Genomic DNA, 20,832 nt, shown 5'->3' with positions numbered 1-20,832 from the left:
CCTGCCGTGCGACGCGGCACCGCTCCTGACATCGTGCTGCCGCGCATCGCGCGCCAGCCAGAAAACTTCCTGGAGACGAGGTGAATCATGTGCGGAATCGTCGGAGCAAGCGGCCTGAACAATCAGGTGCCGCAACTGGTCAATGCACTGAGCCGGCTCGAATATCGCGGCTACGATTCGTGCGGCATCGCCGTTCAGGGCGACGGCCGCCTGCGCAGCGAACGCACGCTGCGACGCGTGACGGACCTGCAGGACCGTGTGCTGACGCTCGGCCTCGAAGCGCAGACCTGCATCGCGCATACGCGCTGGGCGACACATGGCGCGCCGTCTGAAATGAACGCGCATCCGATCATGTCGGGCGACACGATCGCCGTCGTGCACAACGGGATCATCGAGAACCACGACACGCTGCGCGCCGAACTGAAGCAACTCGGCTATACGTTTCGCGGGCAGACCGACACCGAGGTCATCGCGCACCTGATCCACAGCCTCTATCGCGACGACCTGTTCGACGCGGTGGTGCGCGCGGTCAAACGGCTGCACGGCGCGTACGCGATCGCGGTGCTCGGCGCGCGCGAGCCGCAGCGCCTCGTCGCCGCGCGCGCCGGCTCGCCGCTCGTGATCGGCATCGGCGCCGAGCAGAACTACCTCGCGTCCGACTGCGCGGCGCTCGGCGACCTGACCGACCGCTTCGTGTACCTGGAGGACGGCGACGTCGCGCTGATCACGCCGGATCGCATCGCCGTGGTCGATGCGGGCGGGCAGGAAGCACGGCGCCCGTTGTGCGAAGTGAAGGCGCGCGCGGACGATGCCGCGCTCGGCCCGTACCAGCACTTCATGCAGAAGGAAATCTTCGAGCAACCGAAGGCGATCGACAGCACGCTCGACGGCATCGACACGATCTCGCCGGCGCTGTTCGACGCGACGGAAGGCACGCGCGGGCTGCTGTCGCGAGTCAGAAGCGTGCTGCTGCTCGGCTGCGGCACCAGCTACTACGCGGGCCTCACGGCGAAGTACTGGCTCGAAAGCATCGCGGGCGTGCCGGCCCAGGTCGAGATCGCCAGCGAATACCGCTACCGCGACACGGTGGCCGATCCGCGCACGCTTGTCGTCGGCATCTCGCAGTCGGGCGAAACGGCCGACACCATCGGCGCGATCGAGCAGGCGCGCACGATGGGCCAGGATTTGTCGATGGCGATCTGCAACGTCGCGACCAGCACGATCGCGCGCAACGCGCCACTGCGGTTCCTGACGCGGGCCGGCGCCGAACTCGGCGTCGCGTCGACCAAGGCGTTCACCACGCAGCTCGTCGCGCTGTTCTTGCTGACGCTGACGCTCGCGCAACTACGCGGCCGGCTCGATGCCGCGCAAGTCGCGACGCACCTGAAGCAGTTGCGCGCGCTGCCCGGGCGCATCGGCCACGCGCTCGCGCTGGAAACGCAGATCATGGGCTGGGCCACGAAGTTCGCGCGCACCGAGAACGCGCTGTTCCTCGGCCGCGGCATCCATTTCCCGATCGCACTGGAAGGCGCCCTGAAGCTGAAGGAAGTGTCGTACATCCACGCGGAAGGCTATGCGGCCGGCGAGCTGAAGCACGGGCCGCTCGCGCTCGTCACGAGCGCGATGCCGGTCGTCACGATCGCGCCGGACGACCGCCTGTTCCAGAAGCTGAAGTCCAACATGGCCGAGGTGCGTGCACGCGGCGGCCGGCTTTACGTGCTGGCCGGCAGTCAGCTCGAGATCGACGCCGACCGCGACACGCACCTGATCCGCGTGCGCGAATCGGGCGACCTGCTGTCGCCGATCGTCAACGTGATTCCGTTGCAACTGCTCGCGTATCACGTCGGCTGCGCGCGCGGCGCCGACGTCGACAAGCCGCGCAACCTCGCGAAATCGGTAACCGTCGAATGATGCGGCGAACGCGCCCGGTACAGGCCGTCGTGCGGCTGGCCGCAATTGCCCTTTGCGGCGCGGGCGGCATCGGCACGGCGTCGCCGCCGGCCTTCGCCGGCGCGCCGGTCGTGCATACGGTCACGGTGTCGACCGCCCCGTCGCCGCAGGACAGCGGCGACCCGCGGCGCTTCATGCACGGAATCGGCGTGGCCGACGCCGGCGACGGCAAACGCTGGGTGTTCTTCAGCAGCTCGGGCATCGTGCCGCGCGGCGCGCGGCGCGGCGGCAACTGGCCGCATGACGTGTACGTCGGCGAATGGCTGCCCGGCGGGACGCGCGTGCTGCACGTGCGCACGTTCATCAGCCGCCCCGAGGCGCAGGAACCCGTGTCGATCGCGCAGAACGCGCGCGGCGACATCTTCGTCACGTTCGAGGACGGCTGGAACGCGCCGCAGGAAGTCAGCCAGCGCTACGGCGTCTACCGCCGCGACCTGAAACCGGTCAAGCCCTACCCGAACGACGTCGAATCGGGCGGCCATTCGGGGCATGTCGCGACGGCCGGCGACCGCTTCGTCGTGTTCTATTCGGCCGACTGGGTCAACGGCGGCGGGGTCGACAACCTCGGCAGCGGCAACGGTGTCTACCTGAAAACCTACGATGCGGCGGGGCGCGTACTGAACCATGTCGCGGTCGCGCCGCGCCGCCGCGAGTGGTGGCCCGTGATCGCGGGCTCGCCGCGCAACGCGCTGCTCGTGTGGCAGAAGTTCATCGAAGGCAGCACGGACGCGACGCTCGAATACGCGATGTTCGACCCCGTCACCGCGAAGCTGGAAAAACTCGGATCGCTGAACGACGCGATCCAGTACTACGTGTATTCGGCCGCCTATGTGCCGGAGATCGACCGTTTCATCGTCGTCACGACGACGGCGGACGATCGCGGCGTCGCGATGCTGATCGCGCCGGACGGCCGCCGCACGGCGACGCTCGATTGCCTGCCGGCGTCGGTGCGCGAATCAGACCTCGGTGTCGCCGGCACGCACGCGTATGTGCCGACCCGCGACGGGCGGCTGCTGACGCTCGCGCTTGCGCCGGCGGATATCGCGGTGAGCGGCGTGCAGCGTTCGCCGATTCCGTGGGGCTCGACCGGCATCGCCGGTTTCCCGGCGCGCGGCACGGCGATGCATTTCGTGTCGCTGACGCCGTCGGGACTGCGTGAAGCCGATTTCGAACCGGCGCAACGCACACCCATGCCGAAGAGCGAAGCGGCTTGTTCGAGTCATTGACGACGATGGCCGGTCACGCAATGTCGTGAACGCGGGTAGACCGCATATCGCCACCGTGAGCGTTTGTCCTCCGCGGTCCGAACCGCTATGACGACACCTCGCCCACTCGGCGCCCCGTTGGTCGAGCCCTGCCGCGGGCCGGTCCGGTCATGACGGCCATGCCCTTGCGCGCCGAATTCGCCAGCGCCGCCCGTACCGGATAGACTGTCGCCCGATTCCTTCCATCGACCGCGGCGGCCCGCCTGCCGCCGCCGGAACGCCCCTTCCCGGAGAACGAATGCTGAAGCGCCAGTGGTTTTCGCTCGTGCTGCTGACCGTCTGCCTGCTCGGGCAACGCGCGTCGGCTCAGTCCACGCTCGAACTCGACACCGACGGCACGGCCCGCGCCCTCACCCGCCAGGCGCTGCTCGCGCGTCCGGACGCGACCGACATCCACGTGCCGCGCGACATCGCATACGGCCGGCCGATGACGTTCCGCGCGGTGCCGTTCGCCGCGCTGCTCGGCGACACGCCGCTGCCGGCCGACGGCGTGCTCGAAACGCGCGCGGCCGACGGTTTCGCCGCGCAATTGCCGCTCGATCTCGTGCGCCGCCGCGCGCCGGCCGGCGCGGTCCCGTGGCTCGCGATCGAGGATCCGGCCCATCCGTGGCCGAAGCTGCCCGGCAAGCAGGTCGGCGCGGGGCCGTTCTATCTCGTCTGGCTCGGGCCGGACGCGCCGTCGGTGCGCGGCGAGCAGTGGCCGTACCAGATCGTGCGCATCACGATCGAATCGTCGCCGCTCGCGCGCTGGCCGTCGCTCGCGGTCGATGCCGCGTTGCCCGCGAACGATCCGGCCCGCGCGGGCCAGCGGCTGTTCGTCACGCAATGTCTCGCGTGTCATCGCATCGACGGCGCGGGCAGCAGCCGCGCCGGCCCCGACCTGAACACGCCGATGAATCCGGTCGACTATTTCCAGCCCGCCGCGCTGCGCCGCTACATCCGCAACCCGGCGTCGGTACGCGACTGGCCGGGCCGCAGCATGCCGGCGTTTCCGCCCGAACAGTTGAGCGACCGCGAACTCGACCAGATCGTCGCGTATCTCGCGTATATGGCGCGGCGCAAGGCGGGGAAGTAACGCGAGCGCTCCGCAGCCCGGCCGCACGCGTCGCGCTTACGCTTCCTGCGCACTCTGCAACACCGCGCGCAACAGCACGTCGGCGCCCGCCGTCGCCCATTCCGGCGTAATCGCTTCCGCCTCGTTGTGGCTCAGCCCGTCCACACACGGCACGAAGATCATCCCGGTCGGCGCGACACGCGCGACATAGCACGCGTCGTGTCCCGCACCGGACACGATGTCCATGTGCGACAACCCGAGCGCGCGGGCCGCGTCGCGCACCGTGTCGATACAGCGTGGCGCGAACGGCACCGGCGCATACGTGAAAATCTGCTCGATCCGCGCGCCGAGGCCGGTTTCGTCGGCCACGCGCGCGAGCTCCGCGCGCAGCGCCGCGTCCAGTTCGTCGAGGACCGCATCGTCGGGATGCCGGAATTCCACCGTGAAAAAACAGCCGCCCGGCACCGTATTGCGCGAATTCGGCCGCGCCTCGATCATCCCGACCGTTGCGCGCGCATCCGGTGCGTAACGGCGGCCGAGCTCGTCGACGAACGAGATCATCCGCGCGGCGCCCACCAGCGCGTCGCGACGAAACTCCATTGGCGTCGTACCGGCGTGCGCATCGACCCCGGTCAGCGTCACCTCGTACCAGCGCTGCCCCTGCCCGGCCGTCACGACGCCGATCGTCTTGCCGGCCCGTTCGAGAATCGCGCCCTGCTCGATATGCAGTTCGTACGCGGCGTGCACCGGATAGCCGCCGACCGGCTCCGCACCCGCGTAGCCGATCCGTTCGAGCTCCTCGCCGATCGTCCGGCCCGCGCCGTCGGTGCGCGACAGCCCGTATTCGAGCGTGTAGACGCCCGAGAACACGCCGGCCGATACCATCGCCGGCGCGAAGCGCGAGCCTTCCTCGTTGGTCCAGATCACGACGTCGATCGGGCGTTCGGTCTCGATGCCCGCATCGTTCAGCGCGCGCACGACTTCGAGCCCGCCGAGCACGCCGTAGATGCCGTCGTAGCGGCCGCCGGTCGGCTGCGAATCGGCGTGCGAGCCCGTCATCACGGGCGCGGCGCCCGGATTGCGGCCCGCGCGGCGCGCGAACACGTTGCCCATCCGATCGACGCGCACCGTGCAGCCGGCGTCGCGCGCCCACTGCACGAACAGGTCGCGCGACTCGCGGTCGAGATCGGTCAGCGCGAGACGGCAGACGCCGCCCTTCGGCGTCGCGCCGATCTGCGCCATCCGTTCGAGCGACGCCCACAGACGGTCGCCGTCGACGCGCGGCATGGTCACGATAGCGTCATGCATCGCCGTGCTCCGGCGCGCGTTGCAGCGCATAGCGGAAATCGCAGCGCTTGCCGCCCTGCATGATCGTGCTCGTGCGCGTGAGCGCGATGCCCGGCGCGTAACCCTGGATGAAATAGCTGTCGCGCGCGCAGCTCAGCAGGTGCCCGATCTCGCCAAGCCCCATCGCGTGATACATCTCGGCGTAGCTGCAGCGATGCACGTCGTAGTCGTAGTGCGCGTCGTCCGCGCGCCGCACCTCGACGTCGAGCGCATCGTCCTTCTCCCACAGCACCTGCAGCGCGATGAACGACTTCACGCTCGGGCCGTCCGGCTCCTGCGCGGCGAACGTACGGCCCGCATCGACGGCCGCGCCGCGCACGGCTTCGGCGATCACGGCCTGCGCGCGCTCGGCGCCGAACTCGCGCTTCATGATCTCGTAGATCGGCTTGATGATTTCCGCTTCGATGCGGCGCCGCGCGAGAATCCCGAGGCGTGTGTCCTCGGGTGCGGCGGCGGATGTCGGGTTCGCTTCGGTCATGGGGATCGTCCTGGTCGTTTTATCGTTACTTGACGGCGGTACGCGAGCCGCCGAGCACGTCGACGACGGCCCACTTGCCGCCGCGCACCTGGTAGATCGTGAAGGCCGGGTCCTTCAGGTTGCCTTCGGCGTCGAATGCGATGCGCCCCGTCACGCCGGGCCGGTCGATCGCGCGAACGGCTGCGACGAGCTTCGCCGGCTGGGTCGTGCCGGCCTTCTGCGCGGCCGCGATCAGCGTGGCGGCCGCGTCGTACGCGAACGGCGCATGCAGTTCGATCGGCGCGTGATAGCGCGCCTGGTATTGCGCATCGAACGTCTTGCCGCCCGGCATCCGGTCGAGCGGCAGGCCCGGCTCGAGCGCCGTCACGCCGTCGCCGTCCTTGCCGGCGAGCGACAGGAAGGTCTGGCTCACGAAGCCGCCCGCGCCGAGCAGCGGCGCGTTCACGCCGAGCTGGCGCATCCGGCGCGCGATCGGCGCGGCCTGCGCGTCGAGGCCGCCGAAGAACACGAGATCCGCGCGCTTGCCCTTGATCGCGGTCAGCACGCCGCTGAAATCGGTGGTCTTGTCGTTCACGTACTGGCGATCGACGATCGTGCCGCCGTTCGCCTGCACGCCCTGGATGAACTGGTCGGCCAGCCCCGCGCCGAATGACGTGCGATCGTCGATCACCGCGATGCGCTTCGCCTTCAGCGTCTTCACCGCGTATGCACCGGTGAAGTGGCCACCCGCATCGTCGTGACCCATGATGCGCAACGCCGTCGCGTAGCCCTGCTGCGTGTATTGATGGCCGGTGGACGCCGGGGCGATCTGCGGGATGCCCGCATCGCGGTACACGCGCGACGCCGGCACGCTGCAGCCCGTGTTCCAGTGACCGACGACGCCGATCACGTGCTGGTCGACGAGTTGCTGCGCGACCGCGACGGCCGTGCGCGGATCGGACTGGTCGTCGGCCGCGACGAGCTTGTAGACGACCGGCCTGCCGCCGATGGTTGGATGCTTGGCGTTCGCGTCGTCGATCGCGAGTTGCGCGCCGTTCTGCAGATCCTTGCCGATTCGCGCGGACGGGCCGGTGAGCGGCGCGGCGAGGCCGATCAGGACCGTCTGCGGAGCGGACTGCGCGAACGCGGGAACGGCGGCGACGAGGGCGGCCGCGGAGAAGGCGAGACTGGCGGAGAGGAAAGCGATTTTCATGTGCGAGGGATCGGTGAATCGAATCATAAACATGAAAAATATTAAATATTCAACCACCAAACCCCAAATACCCAATTGTTGGATGCTTATACCGTTCTCGACAAATTACCGTATGTCTCTGTAAATACACGATATTTTTGTGTTGTCGCTTACCCTGATTTTTCGATAAAATTCGATACATGAAAAATATCGAACAATTGCCGCACGATCCGCCGCTGCGCGCGGTGCGTGCGTTCGAAGCGTTCGCGCGTCTGGGCTCCGTCACCGCGGCGGCGGGCGAACTCGACATCACGCCGTCGGCGGTCAGCCATCAGCTGCAACTGCTCGAAGCGTTCATCCAGACGCCGCTGACGGTGCGCGAAGGCCGGCTGCTCGCGCTCACCGACGAGGGGCGCGACTACTACCGGTCGATCAGCGCGGCGTTCTCGGTGCTGCGCAGCGCGACGCGCTTCGTGCGCGACCGTTCGTCGCTGCGCCAGATCACCGTCAGCCTGATTCCGCTGCTCGGCATCGGCTGGTTCATTCCCCGGCTGCATGCGTTCTTGGCCGACAACACCGATGTCGACGTCACGGTGCTGTACGCGCATCACCGCAACTACCGAAGCGATGCATCGGACCTGTCGATCCGCTTCGGCACCGGCGACTGGCCCGGCTACCGCTGCGAGCGGCTGCTGCCGGGCGCGATGGTGCCGATGTGCAGCCCGTCGTTCCTGAAGCGTCACGGGCCGTTCCGCACGCCGGCCGATCTCGCGCGTGCGCCGCTCGTGCACGACGAGGATCGCAGCACGTGGGTCAACTGGCTGCAGGGCGCCGGCGTGCGGCACATGTCGCACGCGGTGGGGCCGATGTTCGAGGACGGCCAGCTCACGCTGAGCGCGGCCCGCGCGGACCTCGGCGCCGCGCTGCTGCGCGCGCCGCTGGTCCAGCGCGAACTGGCGAACGGCGAACTCGTGCAACTGTTCGACCATGCGCTCGACGACGGGCGCGACTACTACCTGTGCACGCGCGAGGACGCGGACATGCCGGACGGGGCGCGGCGGCTGGCGGAATGGTTGAGGAAGATGGCGGGGATTTGAGCGGGGCTCCTTGCAGCGTCGTCCTGCCGGGGCCTTGCATACTTTTAAGCCCGCATATATGATATGCATATCATATATCGGAGGTTATCATGGGTCGGATTCTGGTCGATCTGTCGGATGGCCAACTAGACGCATTGGCCGTCATCGTCGAGACTCAACACCGTCCCCGCGCCGCCATCATTCGTGACGCGATCGACGCCTACATTGCCCTGAACAAGCCCCGGCTTGCCGACGACGTCTTCGGTCTCTGGAAAGATCGCACGATCGATGGGCTCGCCTATCAAGAGGAATTGCGCTCGGAATGGTAAAAGCCCTTTTCGACACCAACATCCTGATCGATTATCTGGGCGGCGTGGAATCCGCCCGTGCGGAGTTAGGCCGCTACGACTATCGCGCAATCAGCATGATCACGTGGATGGAAGTCCTCGCCGGGGCGTCCGCAAGGGACGAGGCACCCATCCGTGCATGGCTCTCGTCGTTCGACGTCATCGCACTCGACAGCACGGTTGCAAATCGCGCGGTGACGATTCGCAAGGACCGCCGGATACGCCTGCCCGACGCGATCGTGTGGGCATCGGCGCAAGTGAACGGTCTGCTGCTCGTATCGCGCAACACGAAGGACTTTCCCGCCTCCGAACCCGGCGTTCGCGTGCCGTATCAGATCTAAGCCGGCGTACGCCCAGCGCATACGCCTTCCCAGCACGTCCCCCGACCCGCCTCATGCCGAGCGGGCGCCCGCATCAACGCCCTCCGCTCCCCCCACCCAATCAAGGGCCGGAAGCAGATAGAAAATCCCGATGCCCCGGATTGAAACAAGCAATTTCACAAACACAGGGTGAACCCGGATACTGGCAACACTCCACTCACCACTAACGAAAAGGAATTACCCAGATGCCGATCATCAACACCCAAATCAAGCCGTTCAAGGCAACCGCTTACCACAACGGCGAATTCGTGCCCGTCTCGGAAGAGAACTTCAAGGGCAAGTGGTCCGTCGTCGTGTTCTACCCGGCCGACTTCACGTTCGTCTGCCCGACCGAGCTGGGCGACCTCGCCGACCGTTACGCGGAATTCCAGAAGCTGGGTGTCGAAATCTACGGCGTGTCGACCGACACGCACTTCACGCACAAGGCATGGCACGACACGTCGGACACGATCGCCAAGATCAAGTACCCGCTGGTCGGCGACCCGACGCTCACGCTGTCGCGCAACTTCGACGTGCTGATCGAGGAAGAAGGGATGGCGCTGCGCGGCACGTTCGTGATCAACCCGGAAGGCGAGATCAAGCTGTGCGAAATCCACGACAACGGCATCGGCCGCGACGCTGGCGAACTGCTGCGCAAGGTGCAAGCCGCGCAATACATCGCGGCGCACCCGGGTGAAGTGTGCCCGGCCAAGTGGACGCCGGGTGCGGAAACGCTGACCCCGTCGCTCGACCTGATCGGCAAGATCTGACGATCGCTCCGCGCGCCTCGCCCGAGGCGCGCGACGGCGGGCATTGCATCGCGCGGCCCGCCCTCTCCTCTGGCACGACGTGCCCGACCAGCATAATCAATACGGAATCCGAAACGCCATGCTCGACGCCAATCTCAAGAATCAACTGAAAGCGTACCTCGAAAAGATCACGCGCCCGATCGAACTCGTCGCCTCGCTCGACGACAGCGCGAAATCGCAGGAACTGCTGGCGCTGCTGAACGAGATTGCGTCGCTGACGGATCGCGTGACCGTGACCGAACGCCGCGACGACGCCGAGCGCAAGCCGTCGTTCTCGATCGGCGAACCCGGCAAGCCGGCCGGCATCCGCTTCGCCGGCATCCCGATGGGCCATGAATTCACGTCGCTCGTGCTCGCCTTGCTGCAAACGGGCGGCCATCCGATCAAGCTCGACGACGACGTGATCGAACAGATTCGCGCGCTCGACGGCGACTACGCATTCGAAACGTATTTCTCGCTGTCGTGCCAGAACTGCCCGGAAGTCGTGCAGGCGCTGAACGTGATGTCGCTGATCAACCCGCGCATCCGCCACGTCGCGATCGACGGCGCGCTGTTCCAGGATGAAGTCGAGTCGCGCCAGATCATGGCCGTGCCGACGATGTTCCTGAACGGCGCCTCGTTCGGCCAGGGCCGCAGCAGCGTGAAGGAAATCCTCGCGAAGCTCGATACGGGCGCCGGCGAACGCGCGGCGAAGTCGCTCGAGAACAAGCCGGTGTTCGACACGCTGATCGTCGGCGGCGGCCCCGCGGGCGCCGCCGCGGCGATCTACTCGGCACGCAAGGGCATCGCGACGGGTGTGGTCGCCGAGCGTTTCGGCGGCCAGGTGCTGGACACGATGGCGATCGAGAACTTCGTGTCGGTGCAGGAAACCGAAGGGCCGAAGTTTGCGACCGCGCTCGAACAGCACGTGAAGCAGTACGACGTCGACATCATGGACGTGCAGCGCGCCGACGCGCTGATTCCGGGCGACGTGCATCAGATCCGTCTCGCGAACGGCGCGGTGCTGAAGGCGAAGACGATCATCCTCGCGACCGGCGCACGCTGGCGCGAAATCAACGTGCCGGGCGAGCGCGAATACCGCAACCGCGGGGTCGCGTACTGCCCGCACTGCGACGGCCCGCTGTTCAAGGGCAAGCGTGTCGCGGTGGTTGGCGGCGGCAACTCGGGCGTCGAGGCGGCGATCGACCTCGCCGGCATCGTGAAGGAAGTCACGCTGATCGAATTCGGCGCGCAGCTGCGCGCGGACGAAGTGCTGCAGCGCAAGCTGCGCAGCCTGCCGAACGTGACGATCGTCACGCAGGCGCAGACGACCGAGCTGACCGGCGACGGCAGCAAGCTGAACGGCCTCGTCTACAAGGATCTGCGCTCGGGCGACACGCAGCGCATCGATCTCGAAGGCGTGTTCGTGCAGATCGGCCTCGTGCCGAACACCGAATGGCTGAAAGGCACCGTCGAGCTGTCGAAGCACGGCGAGATCGTCGTCGATGCGCGCGGCGCGACGTCGGTGCCGGGCGTGTTCGCGGCCGGCGACGTGACGACGGTGCCGTTCAAGCAGATCGTGATCGCGGTCGGCGAAGGCGCGAAGGCGTCGCTCGGCGCGTTCGACCACCTGATCCGGCAGGATGTGGCGGCGCCCGTCGCAACCGCGCAGCCGAAGGCCGAAGAAGCGGTCGCCGCCTGACGCACGTCGGCCCGACGACATCAAGGTTTGTCTCTCTTGGCCCCGCATGCCTTGGTCGGCGTGCGGGGCCCTTTTTATGCCGAAAACGCGCGCGGTTACTTGGTTGCGGCCGAGCCGCCGTCCGCCGGCGCAGGCGCCGTCGCCTTGAAACTGCTCGACTGCCTGACCAGTTGCTCGGTCATCGCGGCGGCCACCGGATTCGCGCCGGAGGACGAACCGCCCTGCCGGTACGAACCGGTGCTCGCCGACATCGACTGCATCGATGACGTCGACGGCGGCGGCAGCGACGGATCGAGCTTCGCCGATTCCCTGACGAGCGCGGCCGTCTCCGGCGTTTCGGATTTCGTCGCGGCCGGCCGCGCGGCGGCCGCATGGCGTTCGAGGCCGTCGCGCTTGCGCGGCGCGCGCTGCGTGACCTGCGCGGGTGCGGCCGACTGCGCCGACTGAGCGGGCTTGGCGGCCGGTGCGGGAGCCGGCGTGGGGGTCGAATCCTGCGCATCGACCGTCACGACGTTGACTTTCGGCGGCGGTGCGGCCGGCTTCGTCACCGGTTGCGGCCTGTCGCTGACGACCGGAATCGCCGGAACCGGCGCGGGCGCGGCGCCGACGCGCGCGGTTGCAGCCGGCGCGGGTGTGGGTTCGGGAGGCGACGGGGCAGCAGCCGCCTGCTTCGGCGCCGTCGCGGCAGCCGGTGCGGGCGGCGCGATCGCGCCCTGCGCCGCGTGATCGTTGCCCGCGGGCGCCGACGCAACGGGTGCGGCTGCGTCGCCGATGCCGGCGTCTTCGATCGCACGGTGGTCCGCGCGCAGCAGCATCACGTACGCGGTGCCGGCCGCGGCGACCAGGAGCCCGCCGGCGATCATCATGGTCTTACGGGTACTCGTCATGCTTGCTCACCGATCATATCCACGTGAACAAGCCATCATACGCGGCCAGCGTCCGTTGATCCCGGACGAATACATTTGGTTGCATTGATCGCGGCCGAGGCCGTCGGCGCCCTGCCGTACGCCCTATCGTCAGACGGAAGAAACGCCCGCCGTCGCCCGTCAGATGCAGAAAATCGCGACCGCGATCCCGCCGAACAGCAGCCACTTGACGATGTAGTACACGGTGCGATTCCACGCCTTCAAGCGCTTGCCGGCACGGCGAATCGCATACAGGTACCTGAACGCGCGATTGAGCCCGCCCGTGCGATCGCCGGTTTCGTTCGGCGATGCGGCCGCGCGCATCAGCAGTTGCCCGAACGCATCGTTGATGCGCTGCGCCCAACGGTATTTCATCGGGCGATCGATGTCGCAGAACAGGATCACGCGATCGTGCGCGGTGCGGTTTTCGGCCCAGTGCAGGTACGTCTCGTCGAACATCACGGCCTCGCCGTCGCGCCATGCGTACGATTCGCCGTCGACGACGATCCGGCACGCGTCGTCGTTCGGCGTAGCGAGCCCGAGGTGGTAGCGCAGCGAGCCCGCATACGGATCGCGATGCAGCCCGAGCTTCCCGCCCGGCGGCAACTGCGCGAACATCGCCGCCTTGATCGACGGAATCCGCGACAGGATTTCGACCGAACGCGGACACAATGCCTGCGCGGACGGATGCGGCGCGTCATACCACTTCAGGTAGAAACGCTTCCAGCCGTGGCGAAAGAACGAATTGAAACCGATGTCGTTGTACTCGCCCGACGCCTTGATCCGGCTCGCGTCGCGCAACGCGAGCGCTTCGCTGCGAAACGTGCGCCATTCGCGCTGCAGCACCGCGAGCTCCGGAAAGTGCCGCGTATCGAGAAACGGCGTGGTCGGCACCGACGAGAACGCGTACGAAAAGCAGTTCAGCGGTGCGGTAAAGGTCGAGTGGTCGGATAGTTGCCTGAACAACCGGTGCCGAACCTTGCCGCGCCGATGCGTGTACACGACACACGCAATGAACACGATCAACAGGACCCAGCGCATCGATATTTCCCCCGTAAGCTATTTGCCGAAATTCTAGGGAGGGGAAAAATTTCCTGCTCTGACGGGTAGGTCGTGCTGTGTACGCCTTACAACACGCCGAAGTCGCGAAACGATTCGTGCCGAAACGCCGAAAAGCCCGCGCGTACGTGCTTTTCGGGCCATCCGGACGCGCGTGCGGCATGCTGCTGCCGCACGCGCCGGCAGCGATTATTCCGGAAACGGCAAATCAGTTTGTCCGTCCGCGCGCATATCGAACGTGTTGAGCGTCATCGCGACGAGCGCGTAATAGCCGAGCAGCGCGACGAGGTTCACCACGGTCTCGTGGCCGAAGCGGGCCCGCGCACGCGCGAACGTCGCATCGCTCACACGGCGCGTGTCGTACAGCTCGGTGGCGAATGCGTGGATCAGCGCGTCGTCGTCCGATTCGAATGCGGGCGCGACGCCGAGCCGGATCGCGTCGGCCGTCGCGGCCGGCACGCCGGCCTCGAGCGCGATCGGATGATGGATGTGCCACTCGGCCTGCGAGCGCCAGCGCGCGGCCGTCACGAGAATCGCGAGCTCGGACAGGCGCAGCGGCAACCCCGTGCGGTAACGGCAGAACGCGCCGAGCTTCTGCGCGTGCTCGGCCAGCTCGGGGCTCGCGATCCAGCCGAGGAACGGCCCGTTCAGGTTGCCGCGCGGGCCGCTGAGGATATCGGCGAGCACGGCCTTCTGTTCGTCGGTGGCCGACGCGGGATCGAAAGGAGGCAGTCTGTCTGTCATGATGAGAATGCAGTGGGGTCGGGGTTCACGCGGCGGCCGATGCGAGCGCCGCGCCGATCGCGCCGGACAGCCGCTCGACGATCGTATCGATCTGCTGCGCGGTGCAGACGAACGGCGGCGCGATGAGGATGTGATCGCCATGCACGCCGTCGATCGTGCCGCCCATCGGATACACCATCAAGCCGCGCTGCATCGCCTCGCGCTTGACTGCCGCGTGCAGCTTCAACGCAGGATCGAACGCCGCCTTGGTGTCGCGATCGCGCACGAGCTCGACGCCGACGAACAGCCCGCGGCCACGCACGTCGCCGACATGCGGATGCGCACCGTAATGCGCGCGCAACGACGCACGCAACTGCTCGCCGCGCGCCTTCACGTTGTCGAGCAGTTTCTCCTCGGCGATCACGCGTTGCACTTCGAGCGCGGCCGCGCAGGCGGTCGCATGGCCGATGTACGTGTGCCCGTGCTGGAAGAAGCCCGAGCCGTCGACGATCGTCCGGTAAATACGATCGCTCACCAGCGTCGCCCCGATCGGCTGGTAGCCCGCACCGAGCCCTTTCGCGATCGTCAGCAGATCGGGCGCGACGCCGTCCTCGTCGCACGCATACAGGTAACCCGTGCGCCCCATCCCCGACATGATCTCGTCGAGGATCAGCAGCACGCCGTACTTGTCGCACACCGCGCGAATCTTTTTCAGGTAGGTTCGCACCGGCGGCACCGCGCCGGCCGTCGCGCCGACCACCGTTTCCGCGACGAACGCCGCGACGTTTTCCGCGCCGAGCTCGACGATCTTCCGTTCGAGCTCGTCCGCGAGGCGCTGCGCGTACGCTTCCTCCGTTTCACCGGCCTGCTGATCGCGGTACGCATAGCACGGGCTCACGTGGTGCGCGTCGATCAGCAGCGGCAGGAACGGCTCGCGCCGCCATGCATTGCCGCCGATCGCGAGTGCGCCGAGCGTGTTGCCGTGATAGCTCTGGCGCCGGGCGATGAAATGACGGCGCCGCGGCTCGCCCTTCTCGACGAAGTACTGGCGCGCGAGCTTCAGCGCGGCCTCGATCGCCTCGGAGCCGCCCGACACGAAATACACGTGGTCGAGCCCGGCCGGCGCGCCGTCGACGAGCCGGTCGGCCAGTTCCTCGGCCACGTCGGTCGTGAAGAACGACGTATGCGCGTAAGGCAATTGCTGCGCCTGCCGCTTGATCGCGTCGATCACGCGCGGGTTGCTGTGGCCGAGACACGAGACGGCCGCGCCGCCGCACGCATCGATATAGCGTTTGCCGGTCGAATCGACGATCTCGATGCCGTCCCCGGCGACGGCGACGGGCAAGGTGGCGCGCGGGGCGCGATGGAAAACGGTCGTCATGCGTGGCCTCATGGATCAGGATGCGCTGGGCGCGTGCGCGGACGGCACGATGCGCGTCGCGAAGCGCTGCGTGCCGTGTTGATGGACGGTGAAATCGATCGCGGTGTCGTCAATCTCGAACACCGCGGTCGCGAGCGTGTTCTCGTCGTCGCGATCGGTCGGACCGTCGCGGTAGATCGGCAGCCCTTCCGGTGCACGATCGCCGAGCACGCGCAGCAGCGCGGCTTCGTCGATCGCGTCGGCGACGAACGGATGGCCGCGCCAGCCGCGCACGGCCTGCCATGCACGGCTCTGCCGCATGTACGCGTCGAATACCGGCCGGGCAAGCTCGCCGAGGCGCACGCCGATGTCGAACGGCGTGCCGGCGATGACGGGCGAAAGGGAAAGCGGCATGTCGTGCAAAAGAGTCCACTCCGGTGACAGGTAGCGTGCGCCGGGTTGGCGCGCCCCGTCAAACGATGCCGGGACGCACGTCGTCACGATCGCGCAACACGCGATGACGAATTAGACAATCACACAACATATGTTGTCAATACCTGGGTACGGACAACACCGGATGCAGCCGCGCTCGCTGCCCCGTCACGCCGCGACCCCGCTCGCCTGATGCGACACGAGCCGCGCATACGCGCCCTGCCGCGCCATCAGCTCCGCATGGCGGCCAGCCTCGATCACGGCGCCCTGCTCCATCACGAGGATCAGGTCGGCATGACGCACGGTCGACAGCCGGTGCGCGATGATGATCGACGTGCGCTGCGTCATCAGGTCCTCCAGCGCCGCGCGGATCTGCTGCTCGCTGATCGTGTCCAGGTGCGACGTCGCCTCGTCGAGGATCAGCACCGGCGCATCCTTCAGGAACGCGCGCGCGATCGCCACACGCTGGCGCTGGCCGCCCGACAACTGCACGCCGCGCTCGCCGACGCGCGTCGCGAGCCCGTCCGGCAACCGCGCGACGAAATCGCCGAGCGCCGCGTGGTCGATCGCGCGCCGCACGTCCGCGTCGGACGCATCGTTCGCGGCGAGCCGGATGTTCGCGTCCAGCGTGTCGTTGAACAGATAGGTATCCTGCGCGACGAGCGCGATGTGCTGCCGCAGATCGTCGAGCCGCAGGTCGCGCAGGTCGACGCCGCCGAGCGTGACGCGGCCCTGCTGCGGATCCCAGAAGCGCAGCAGCAGGCTCGCGACGGTCGACTTGCCCGCACCCGATGCACCGACCAGCGCGACCGTGCTGCCGGGCGGCACCTCGAAGCTCACGCGGTCGATCGCGGGCACGCCGCGGCCCGGATACGTGAACGACACCGCGTCGAACCGTACCGCCGGATTCCCGGGCATCGCATGCGCGCCGTCCGTCACCGTCACGGGCTCCTTCTCCAGCGCGCGCAAGCGGCGCGTCGACGCGATCGTGTCGGCAAGCTGGCGCGCGACCTGACCGATTTCGGCCACCGGCATGAACGCGGCCACCGCGACGAGCACCAGCAGCGGCAACGACTCGTGCGGGAACCAGCCGCGTGCGCACAACCACGCGCCGAGCGCGGCGACCGCCAGCCCGCCGAGCCCGCTCGCGACTTCGAGCGCGGCGCTTTGCGTCGACAGATCGTCGAGCAGCTTCGCGCGCTGCCGACGATACGCATCGGCCTCGGCCACGAATGCGGCGCGCCGGCGTGCGATCGCCTGGAACGCGGTCAGTTCCGCGAGCCCCTGGATCGTTTCGGTCAGGTGCGCGCCGAGCCGGCCGAGCGCTTCGCGCGCGCCGGTGCCGAGCCGGTCGACGTCGCGGCGGGCGAGCACGGGCGCGAGCCCGGCCCACAGCAGGAACGGCAGCAGCACGAGCGCGAGCGGCCATGCGACCGACGCGAGCAGCACCAGCACGCCGGCCGGCACGAGCACCGCGACGAACGCGGGCGCGAGCGTATGCGCGTAGAAATATTCGACAGTCTCGACGTCCTGCGTCGCCAGCGACACGAGATCGCCGGAACGGCGACGCAGCAGCCCGGCCGGCGCGAGCCGCTCGAGCGTCGCGAACAATGCGATGCGCATTTCCGCGAGCAGCCGGTACGCCATGTCGTGCGCGAGCCACGATTCGAGCCAGTGCAGCACGGCCGCGACCGGCGCGATCACGAGCAGCGCGGCAACCAGCCCGGTGCCGACATGACCGGTCGGCACCGCGCCGACCACCCGCGCGCCGAGCACGCCGACGCCGATGAAGGCGAGCACGCGGCCGATCCCGAACAGCACGGTGAGCACCACCTTGCCCTTCCATGGACGCACGAAGCGCAGCAGCGTCCGCAACGTTTCCGGCCAGCCGATCGTCGCCGCGTCGTCGTTCAGCGGCCGCACCTGCGGGCCCGACGACCCGCGCGCGGTCGCGCCGGCCGGGGTCGCCGCGCCGACGGATTCGGCGACCGCTTCCAGTTGCGGCCCCATCAGGCGGCGATACGGGCCGTCGCGTGCGATCAGCGCCGCGTGCGTGCCTTCGTCGACGACCTGCCCCTGGTCGAGCACCAGGATGCGATCGGCGCCGATCACGCTGGACAGCCGGTGCGCGAGCACCAGCGTCGTGCGCCCGCGCGTGAGCCGGTCCAGCGCCTGCTGGATCAGCGCCTCGTTTTCCGCATCGACGGACGACAGCGCCTCATCGAGCAACAGGATCGGCGCATCGCGCAGCAGCGCGCGGGCAATCGCGATGCGCTGGCGCTGACCGCCCGACAACATGAGCCCGCGCTCGCCGATGCGCGTCGCGTAGCCATCGGGCAGCGCCGAGATGAAATCGTGCGCGTTGGCGGCGCGCGCGGCGGCGATCATCTCCGCGTCGCTCGCGTCGGGGCGGCCGAGCCGCAGGTTGTCGGCGACGCTGCCATCGAACAGCGTCGCATCCTGCGCGACGACCGCGATCATCTCGCGCACCTGATCGGCATCGAGCGTGCGCACGTCGTGGCCGCCGATCCGGACCGCGCCGCCCTGCGCATCGTGCTGGCGCAGCAGCAGGCGCACGATGGTCGACTTGCCGGCTCCGCTCGGCCCGACGATCGCGACCGTCTCGCCCGCGCGTACCGAGAAGCTCAGCGCCGCATGGGCCTCCGCGCGGCGCCCCGGATACGCGAAACTGACGTCGTCGAACGCGATCTCCGGCCGCAGGCCCGCTACGCGCGGCGCATCGACGCGAGGCGCGGCGCCGCCCGCGTCGAGCAGCGCGTGGATCGCATTCGCCGCCGACTGACCGATCATCCCCTGATGCAGCACCGCGCGCAGGTCGCGCAACGGGCGGAAGATCTCGCTGCCGGCCATCAGCACGATCAGCAGCGCTTCGAGGCTCATGTCGCCGTGCCGCACGCGCCATGCGCCCACCGCGATCGCCGCGGCCGCGCCGAGGCCGGTGCCGAGATCCGTGAAGAACCGTGTCAGCAGGCCGAGCGCGAGCACCCAGAACGTGCTGTCCGACAACGCGCGCGCCTTCGCGGCCAGCTTCGCGCCGAACGCGGTGCTCTGCCCGAACGCCTTCAGCGTCGGCAGGCCCTGCACCGCGTCGAGAAATTCCTCGCCGAACGCCTTGAACGCGGCCGAACGGGCGAGCGCCGCGCGTTTGTCGGCGCGATGCACGAGCTGCGGCAACGCGAGCGTGACGAGCGCCGCGAAGAGCAGGATCGCGGCCGTCGGCACGTCCCACCATGCGAGCACCGCGAAGATCATGAGCGGCGCGCACGCGGCGATCACGAGCTGCGGCAGGTAGACGCCGAAGAAGGTCTGCAACTGCTCGACGCCGTCGACGACGGCGAGCATCACGCCGCCCGTGCGTTCGCCGCTGAACCAGGCGGGGCCGAGCGCGGCGATCCGGTCGAACAGCCGCGCGCGCAGCGTCGCCTGCACGCGGCCCGCCGTATGCTGCGCGAGCACCGTGCGGCGATGATCGAGCCATGCGCGCAGCAGCACGCAGGCCGCCGTTGCAACGACGGCTTCGCCGATGCCGCGCGCCGGCGCGCCGGAAAACACCAGCGCCAGCACGCGGCCGAGAAACACGAAGCGGAGGATGCCGACACCCATCGCGAGCAGCCCGAGCGCGACGGCCGCCGCCACCCGCCAGCGCAGTCCCGCCATCATCGCCCATAGTCGTCGGTCGAAATACATGAAGCCCTCCGGTCGGTGTTTGGTTGCGTTCTGGTTGACCGGATCGAGGCTACCCGCGCCGCCCGCGCGCGGCAAAAGATGATTTTTCAACGGGTGTTGAGTCAACTACAATACCCCGCATGTCGCACCTTCCTCCCCTCAGCGCACTGCGTGCTTTCGAGGCGGCCGTCCGCCTCGGCGGGTTCGCGCGCGCGGCGGTCGAGCTGAACGTGTCGACCAGCGCGGTCAGCCACCAGATCCGTTCGCTCGAGGAATCGCTCGGCGCGCGGCTGCTCGAACGCAGCACGGGGCTCGGCGGCATCGGTCTCACGCCGGCCGGTGCACGCCTGCTGCCGGCCGTCAGCGATGCGCTGTCGCGTCTCACCGACGCGTGCAGCGAGATTCGCGGTGCCGCGCAACGGCTCACCGTGTCCGCCAACGCACCGTTTTCGTCGATGTGGCTCGCGCGCCGGCTGGCGGAATTCTCGTCGCTTCATCCCGACACCCCGCTGCACGCGGTCGTGCTCGACGACGAGCCGGATTTCGCGCGCAGCAGCGTCGATCTGGCGATCGTGCACGTACCGGCGCACCGGCTGCGGGCCGACGACGACGTGCTAATGCGGGAAACCGTGTTTCCGGTCTGCAGCCCCGAGCTGTTTCCGTACGCGTCGGGGCACGTATGCCGCTCGCGGCTGCTGCAGGAAATGCACGAGGACAGCCCCGAGATCGACTGGCGCAACTGGGCCGTGCAGTTCGGCTTGCCGGACGACTTCGAGACGAAGATCGTCCGTTACAGCAGTTTCAGCCAGGTGATCGGCGCGGCCGTCGGCGGCGCGGGCATCGCGCTCGGCCGCGTGCCGCTGATCGAGCCCGAGCTGCGCAGCGGGCGTCTGGTGCCGCTGGTGCCGGGCCTCGCGCGCGACGCGTCGTGGCGCTTCGTGCTGCGCCGCCACCCGGCGACGCGGCACCGGCTGCTCGATCCGTTGATCGCATTCCTGCGCAGCGAAGCGGACGCGCCGCCGTTCGTCTCGAAGATCGTTGCGCCCGCATCCAACGACAGTCACGCACGGGGCGCGGGCGGGGCCTGACGGGCCGCATGCAACGCCGGCAGCGCGTTTGCGTATGACCG

General features: G+C 68.3%; 18 protein-coding genes. 9 read left to right on the top strand and 9 right to left on the bottom strand.

All coding sequences use genetic code 11. The annotated features are described in order from the left end of the window. Nucleotides 1-87 precede the first annotated feature (87 nt). The 3 genes from glmS (at nucleotide 88) to CFB35_RS21070 (ending at nucleotide 4,290) form a co-directional block, all read left to right on the top strand. On the top strand, nucleotides 88-1,911 hold the full coding sequence (gene glmS, locus CFB35_RS21080; protein ID WP_059582407.1) for a glutamine--fructose-6-phosphate transaminase (isomerizing): 1,824 nt from the start codon (nucleotides 88-90) through the stop codon (nucleotides 1,909-1,911). Beyond that, nucleotides 1,908-3,176 (top strand): hypothetical protein, encoded by a 1,269-nt coding sequence (locus tag CFB35_RS21075; RefSeq protein ID WP_059582410.1) that lies wholly within the window; start codon nucleotides 1,908-1,910, stop codon nucleotides 3,174-3,176. The genes glmS and CFB35_RS21075 overlap by 4 nt, the downstream gene beginning before the upstream one ends. A 277-nt stretch (nucleotides 3,177-3,453) precedes the next feature. Further along, nucleotides 3,454-4,290 (top strand): cytochrome c, encoded by an 837-nt coding sequence (locus CFB35_RS21070; RefSeq protein ID WP_059582412.1) that lies wholly within the window; start codon nucleotides 3,454-3,456, stop codon nucleotides 4,288-4,290. A 36-nt stretch (nucleotides 4,291-4,326) separates the two neighbouring features. On the opposite strand, the gene CFB35_RS21065 is transcribed toward CFB35_RS21070, so the two are convergent. Genes CFB35_RS21065 through CFB35_RS21055 form a run of 3 tightly spaced genes read right to left on the bottom strand, consistent with a single transcriptional unit; the run spans nucleotide 4,327 to nucleotide 7,286 of the window. Continuing rightward, nucleotides 4,327-5,577, bottom strand: a complete 1,251-nt coding sequence (locus CFB35_RS21065) for a Zn-dependent hydrolase (protein WP_089465779.1) — start codon at nucleotides 5,575-5,577, stop codon at nucleotides 4,327-4,329. After that, nucleotides 5,570-6,094 carry an L-2-amino-thiazoline-4-carboxylic acid hydrolase gene (locus CFB35_RS21060; RefSeq protein ID WP_089465538.1) on the bottom strand — a complete coding sequence of 175 codons (525 nt, stop codon included), beginning with the start codon at nucleotides 6,092-6,094 and terminating at the stop codon, nucleotides 5,570-5,572. Before CFB35_RS21060 ends, CFB35_RS21065 begins: the two co-directional genes overlap by 8 nt. Before the next feature lie 25 nt (nucleotides 6,095-6,119). Beyond that, complete coding sequence (locus tag CFB35_RS21055; RefSeq protein ID WP_089465537.1) at nucleotides 6,120-7,286, bottom strand: branched-chain amino acid ABC transporter substrate-binding protein; 1,167 nt, start codon at nucleotides 7,284-7,286, stop codon at nucleotides 6,120-6,122. 179 nt (nucleotides 7,287-7,465) lie between these two features. Here CFB35_RS21055 and CFB35_RS21050 point away from each other — a divergent pair, with 179 nt between their 5' ends. From CFB35_RS21050 to ahpF, 5 genes are all read left to right on the top strand, one after another. Further along, nucleotides 7,466-8,362 (top strand): LysR substrate-binding domain-containing protein, encoded by an 897-nt coding sequence (locus CFB35_RS21050; RefSeq protein WP_060311128.1) that lies wholly within the window; start codon nucleotides 7,466-7,468, stop codon nucleotides 8,360-8,362. An 89-nt stretch (nucleotides 8,363-8,451) separates the two neighbouring features. Further along, nucleotides 8,452-8,670, top strand: coding sequence for a ribbon-helix-helix protein, CopG family (locus CFB35_RS21045; protein WP_089465536.1), 219 nt, complete (start codon nucleotides 8,452-8,454; stop codon nucleotides 8,668-8,670). Beyond that, a complete protein-coding gene (locus CFB35_RS21040) occupies nucleotides 8,664-9,029 on the top strand; it encodes a type II toxin-antitoxin system VapC family toxin (RefSeq protein WP_089465535.1) in 366 nt (121 codons plus the stop codon). Before CFB35_RS21045 ends, CFB35_RS21040 begins: the two co-directional genes overlap by 7 nt. Before the next feature lie 224 nt (nucleotides 9,030-9,253). Continuing rightward, nucleotides 9,254-9,817 (top strand): alkyl hydroperoxide reductase subunit C, encoded by a 564-nt coding sequence (ahpC, locus tag CFB35_RS21035; RefSeq protein WP_011547973.1) that lies wholly within the window; start codon nucleotides 9,254-9,256, stop codon nucleotides 9,815-9,817. Nucleotides 9,818-9,935: 118 nt separating this feature from the next. Beyond that, nucleotides 9,936-11,537, top strand: a complete 1,602-nt coding sequence (gene ahpF, locus CFB35_RS21030; RefSeq protein WP_060311130.1) for an alkyl hydroperoxide reductase subunit F — start codon at nucleotides 9,936-9,938, stop codon at nucleotides 11,535-11,537. A gap of 95 nt (nucleotides 11,538-11,632) precedes the next feature. Here the strand turns inward: ahpF and CFB35_RS21025 are convergent, their stop codons facing one another. The 6 genes from CFB35_RS21025 to CFB35_RS21000 all read right to left on the bottom strand — a co-directional run bounded on the left by CFB35_RS21025 (nucleotide 11,633) and on the right by CFB35_RS21000 (nucleotide 19,724). Next, nucleotides 11,633-12,424, bottom strand: coding sequence for a hypothetical protein (locus CFB35_RS21025; RefSeq protein ID WP_059582430.1), 792 nt, complete (start codon nucleotides 12,422-12,424; stop codon nucleotides 11,633-11,635). Between the two features lie 159 nt (nucleotides 12,425-12,583). Next, nucleotides 12,584-13,483, bottom strand: coding sequence for a lipid A hydroxylase LpxO (gene lpxO, locus CFB35_RS21020; RefSeq protein ID WP_060311132.1), 900 nt, complete (start codon nucleotides 13,481-13,483; stop codon nucleotides 12,584-12,586). Between the two features lie 207 nt (nucleotides 13,484-13,690). Beyond that, a complete protein-coding gene (locus CFB35_RS21015) occupies nucleotides 13,691-14,245 on the bottom strand; it encodes a carboxymuconolactone decarboxylase family protein (RefSeq protein WP_089465534.1) in 555 nt (184 codons plus the stop codon). 25 nt (nucleotides 14,246-14,270) lie between these two features. Next, entirely contained in the window at nucleotides 14,271-15,605 is a 1,335-nt protein-coding gene (locus tag CFB35_RS21010) for an aspartate aminotransferase family protein (RefSeq protein ID WP_059582437.1), read from the bottom strand. A gap of 15 nt (nucleotides 15,606-15,620) precedes the next feature. Continuing rightward, nucleotides 15,621-15,998, bottom strand: a complete 378-nt coding sequence (locus CFB35_RS21005; RefSeq protein WP_059582440.1) for a hypothetical protein — start codon at nucleotides 15,996-15,998, stop codon at nucleotides 15,621-15,623. A gap of 186 nt (nucleotides 15,999-16,184) precedes the next feature. Beyond that, complete coding sequence (locus CFB35_RS21000; protein ID WP_059583073.1) at nucleotides 16,185-19,724, bottom strand: ABC transporter ATP-binding protein; 3,540 nt, start codon at nucleotides 19,722-19,724, stop codon at nucleotides 16,185-16,187. Between the two features lie 119 nt (nucleotides 19,725-19,843). Here CFB35_RS21000 and CFB35_RS20995 point away from each other — a divergent pair, with 119 nt between their 5' ends. Then, nucleotides 19,844-20,791, top strand: coding sequence for a LysR family transcriptional regulator (locus CFB35_RS20995; protein ID WP_059582443.1), 948 nt, complete (start codon nucleotides 19,844-19,846; stop codon nucleotides 20,789-20,791). Nucleotides 20,792-20,832 lie beyond the last annotated feature (41 nt).

This window comes from Burkholderia sp. AU16482, assembly GCF_002223285.1.
GTDB classification, from domain to species: Bacteria; Pseudomonadota; Gammaproteobacteria; order Burkholderiales; family Burkholderiaceae; genus Burkholderia; species Burkholderia semiarida.
This window is presented reverse-complemented; position numbering and strand designations above follow the sequence as displayed.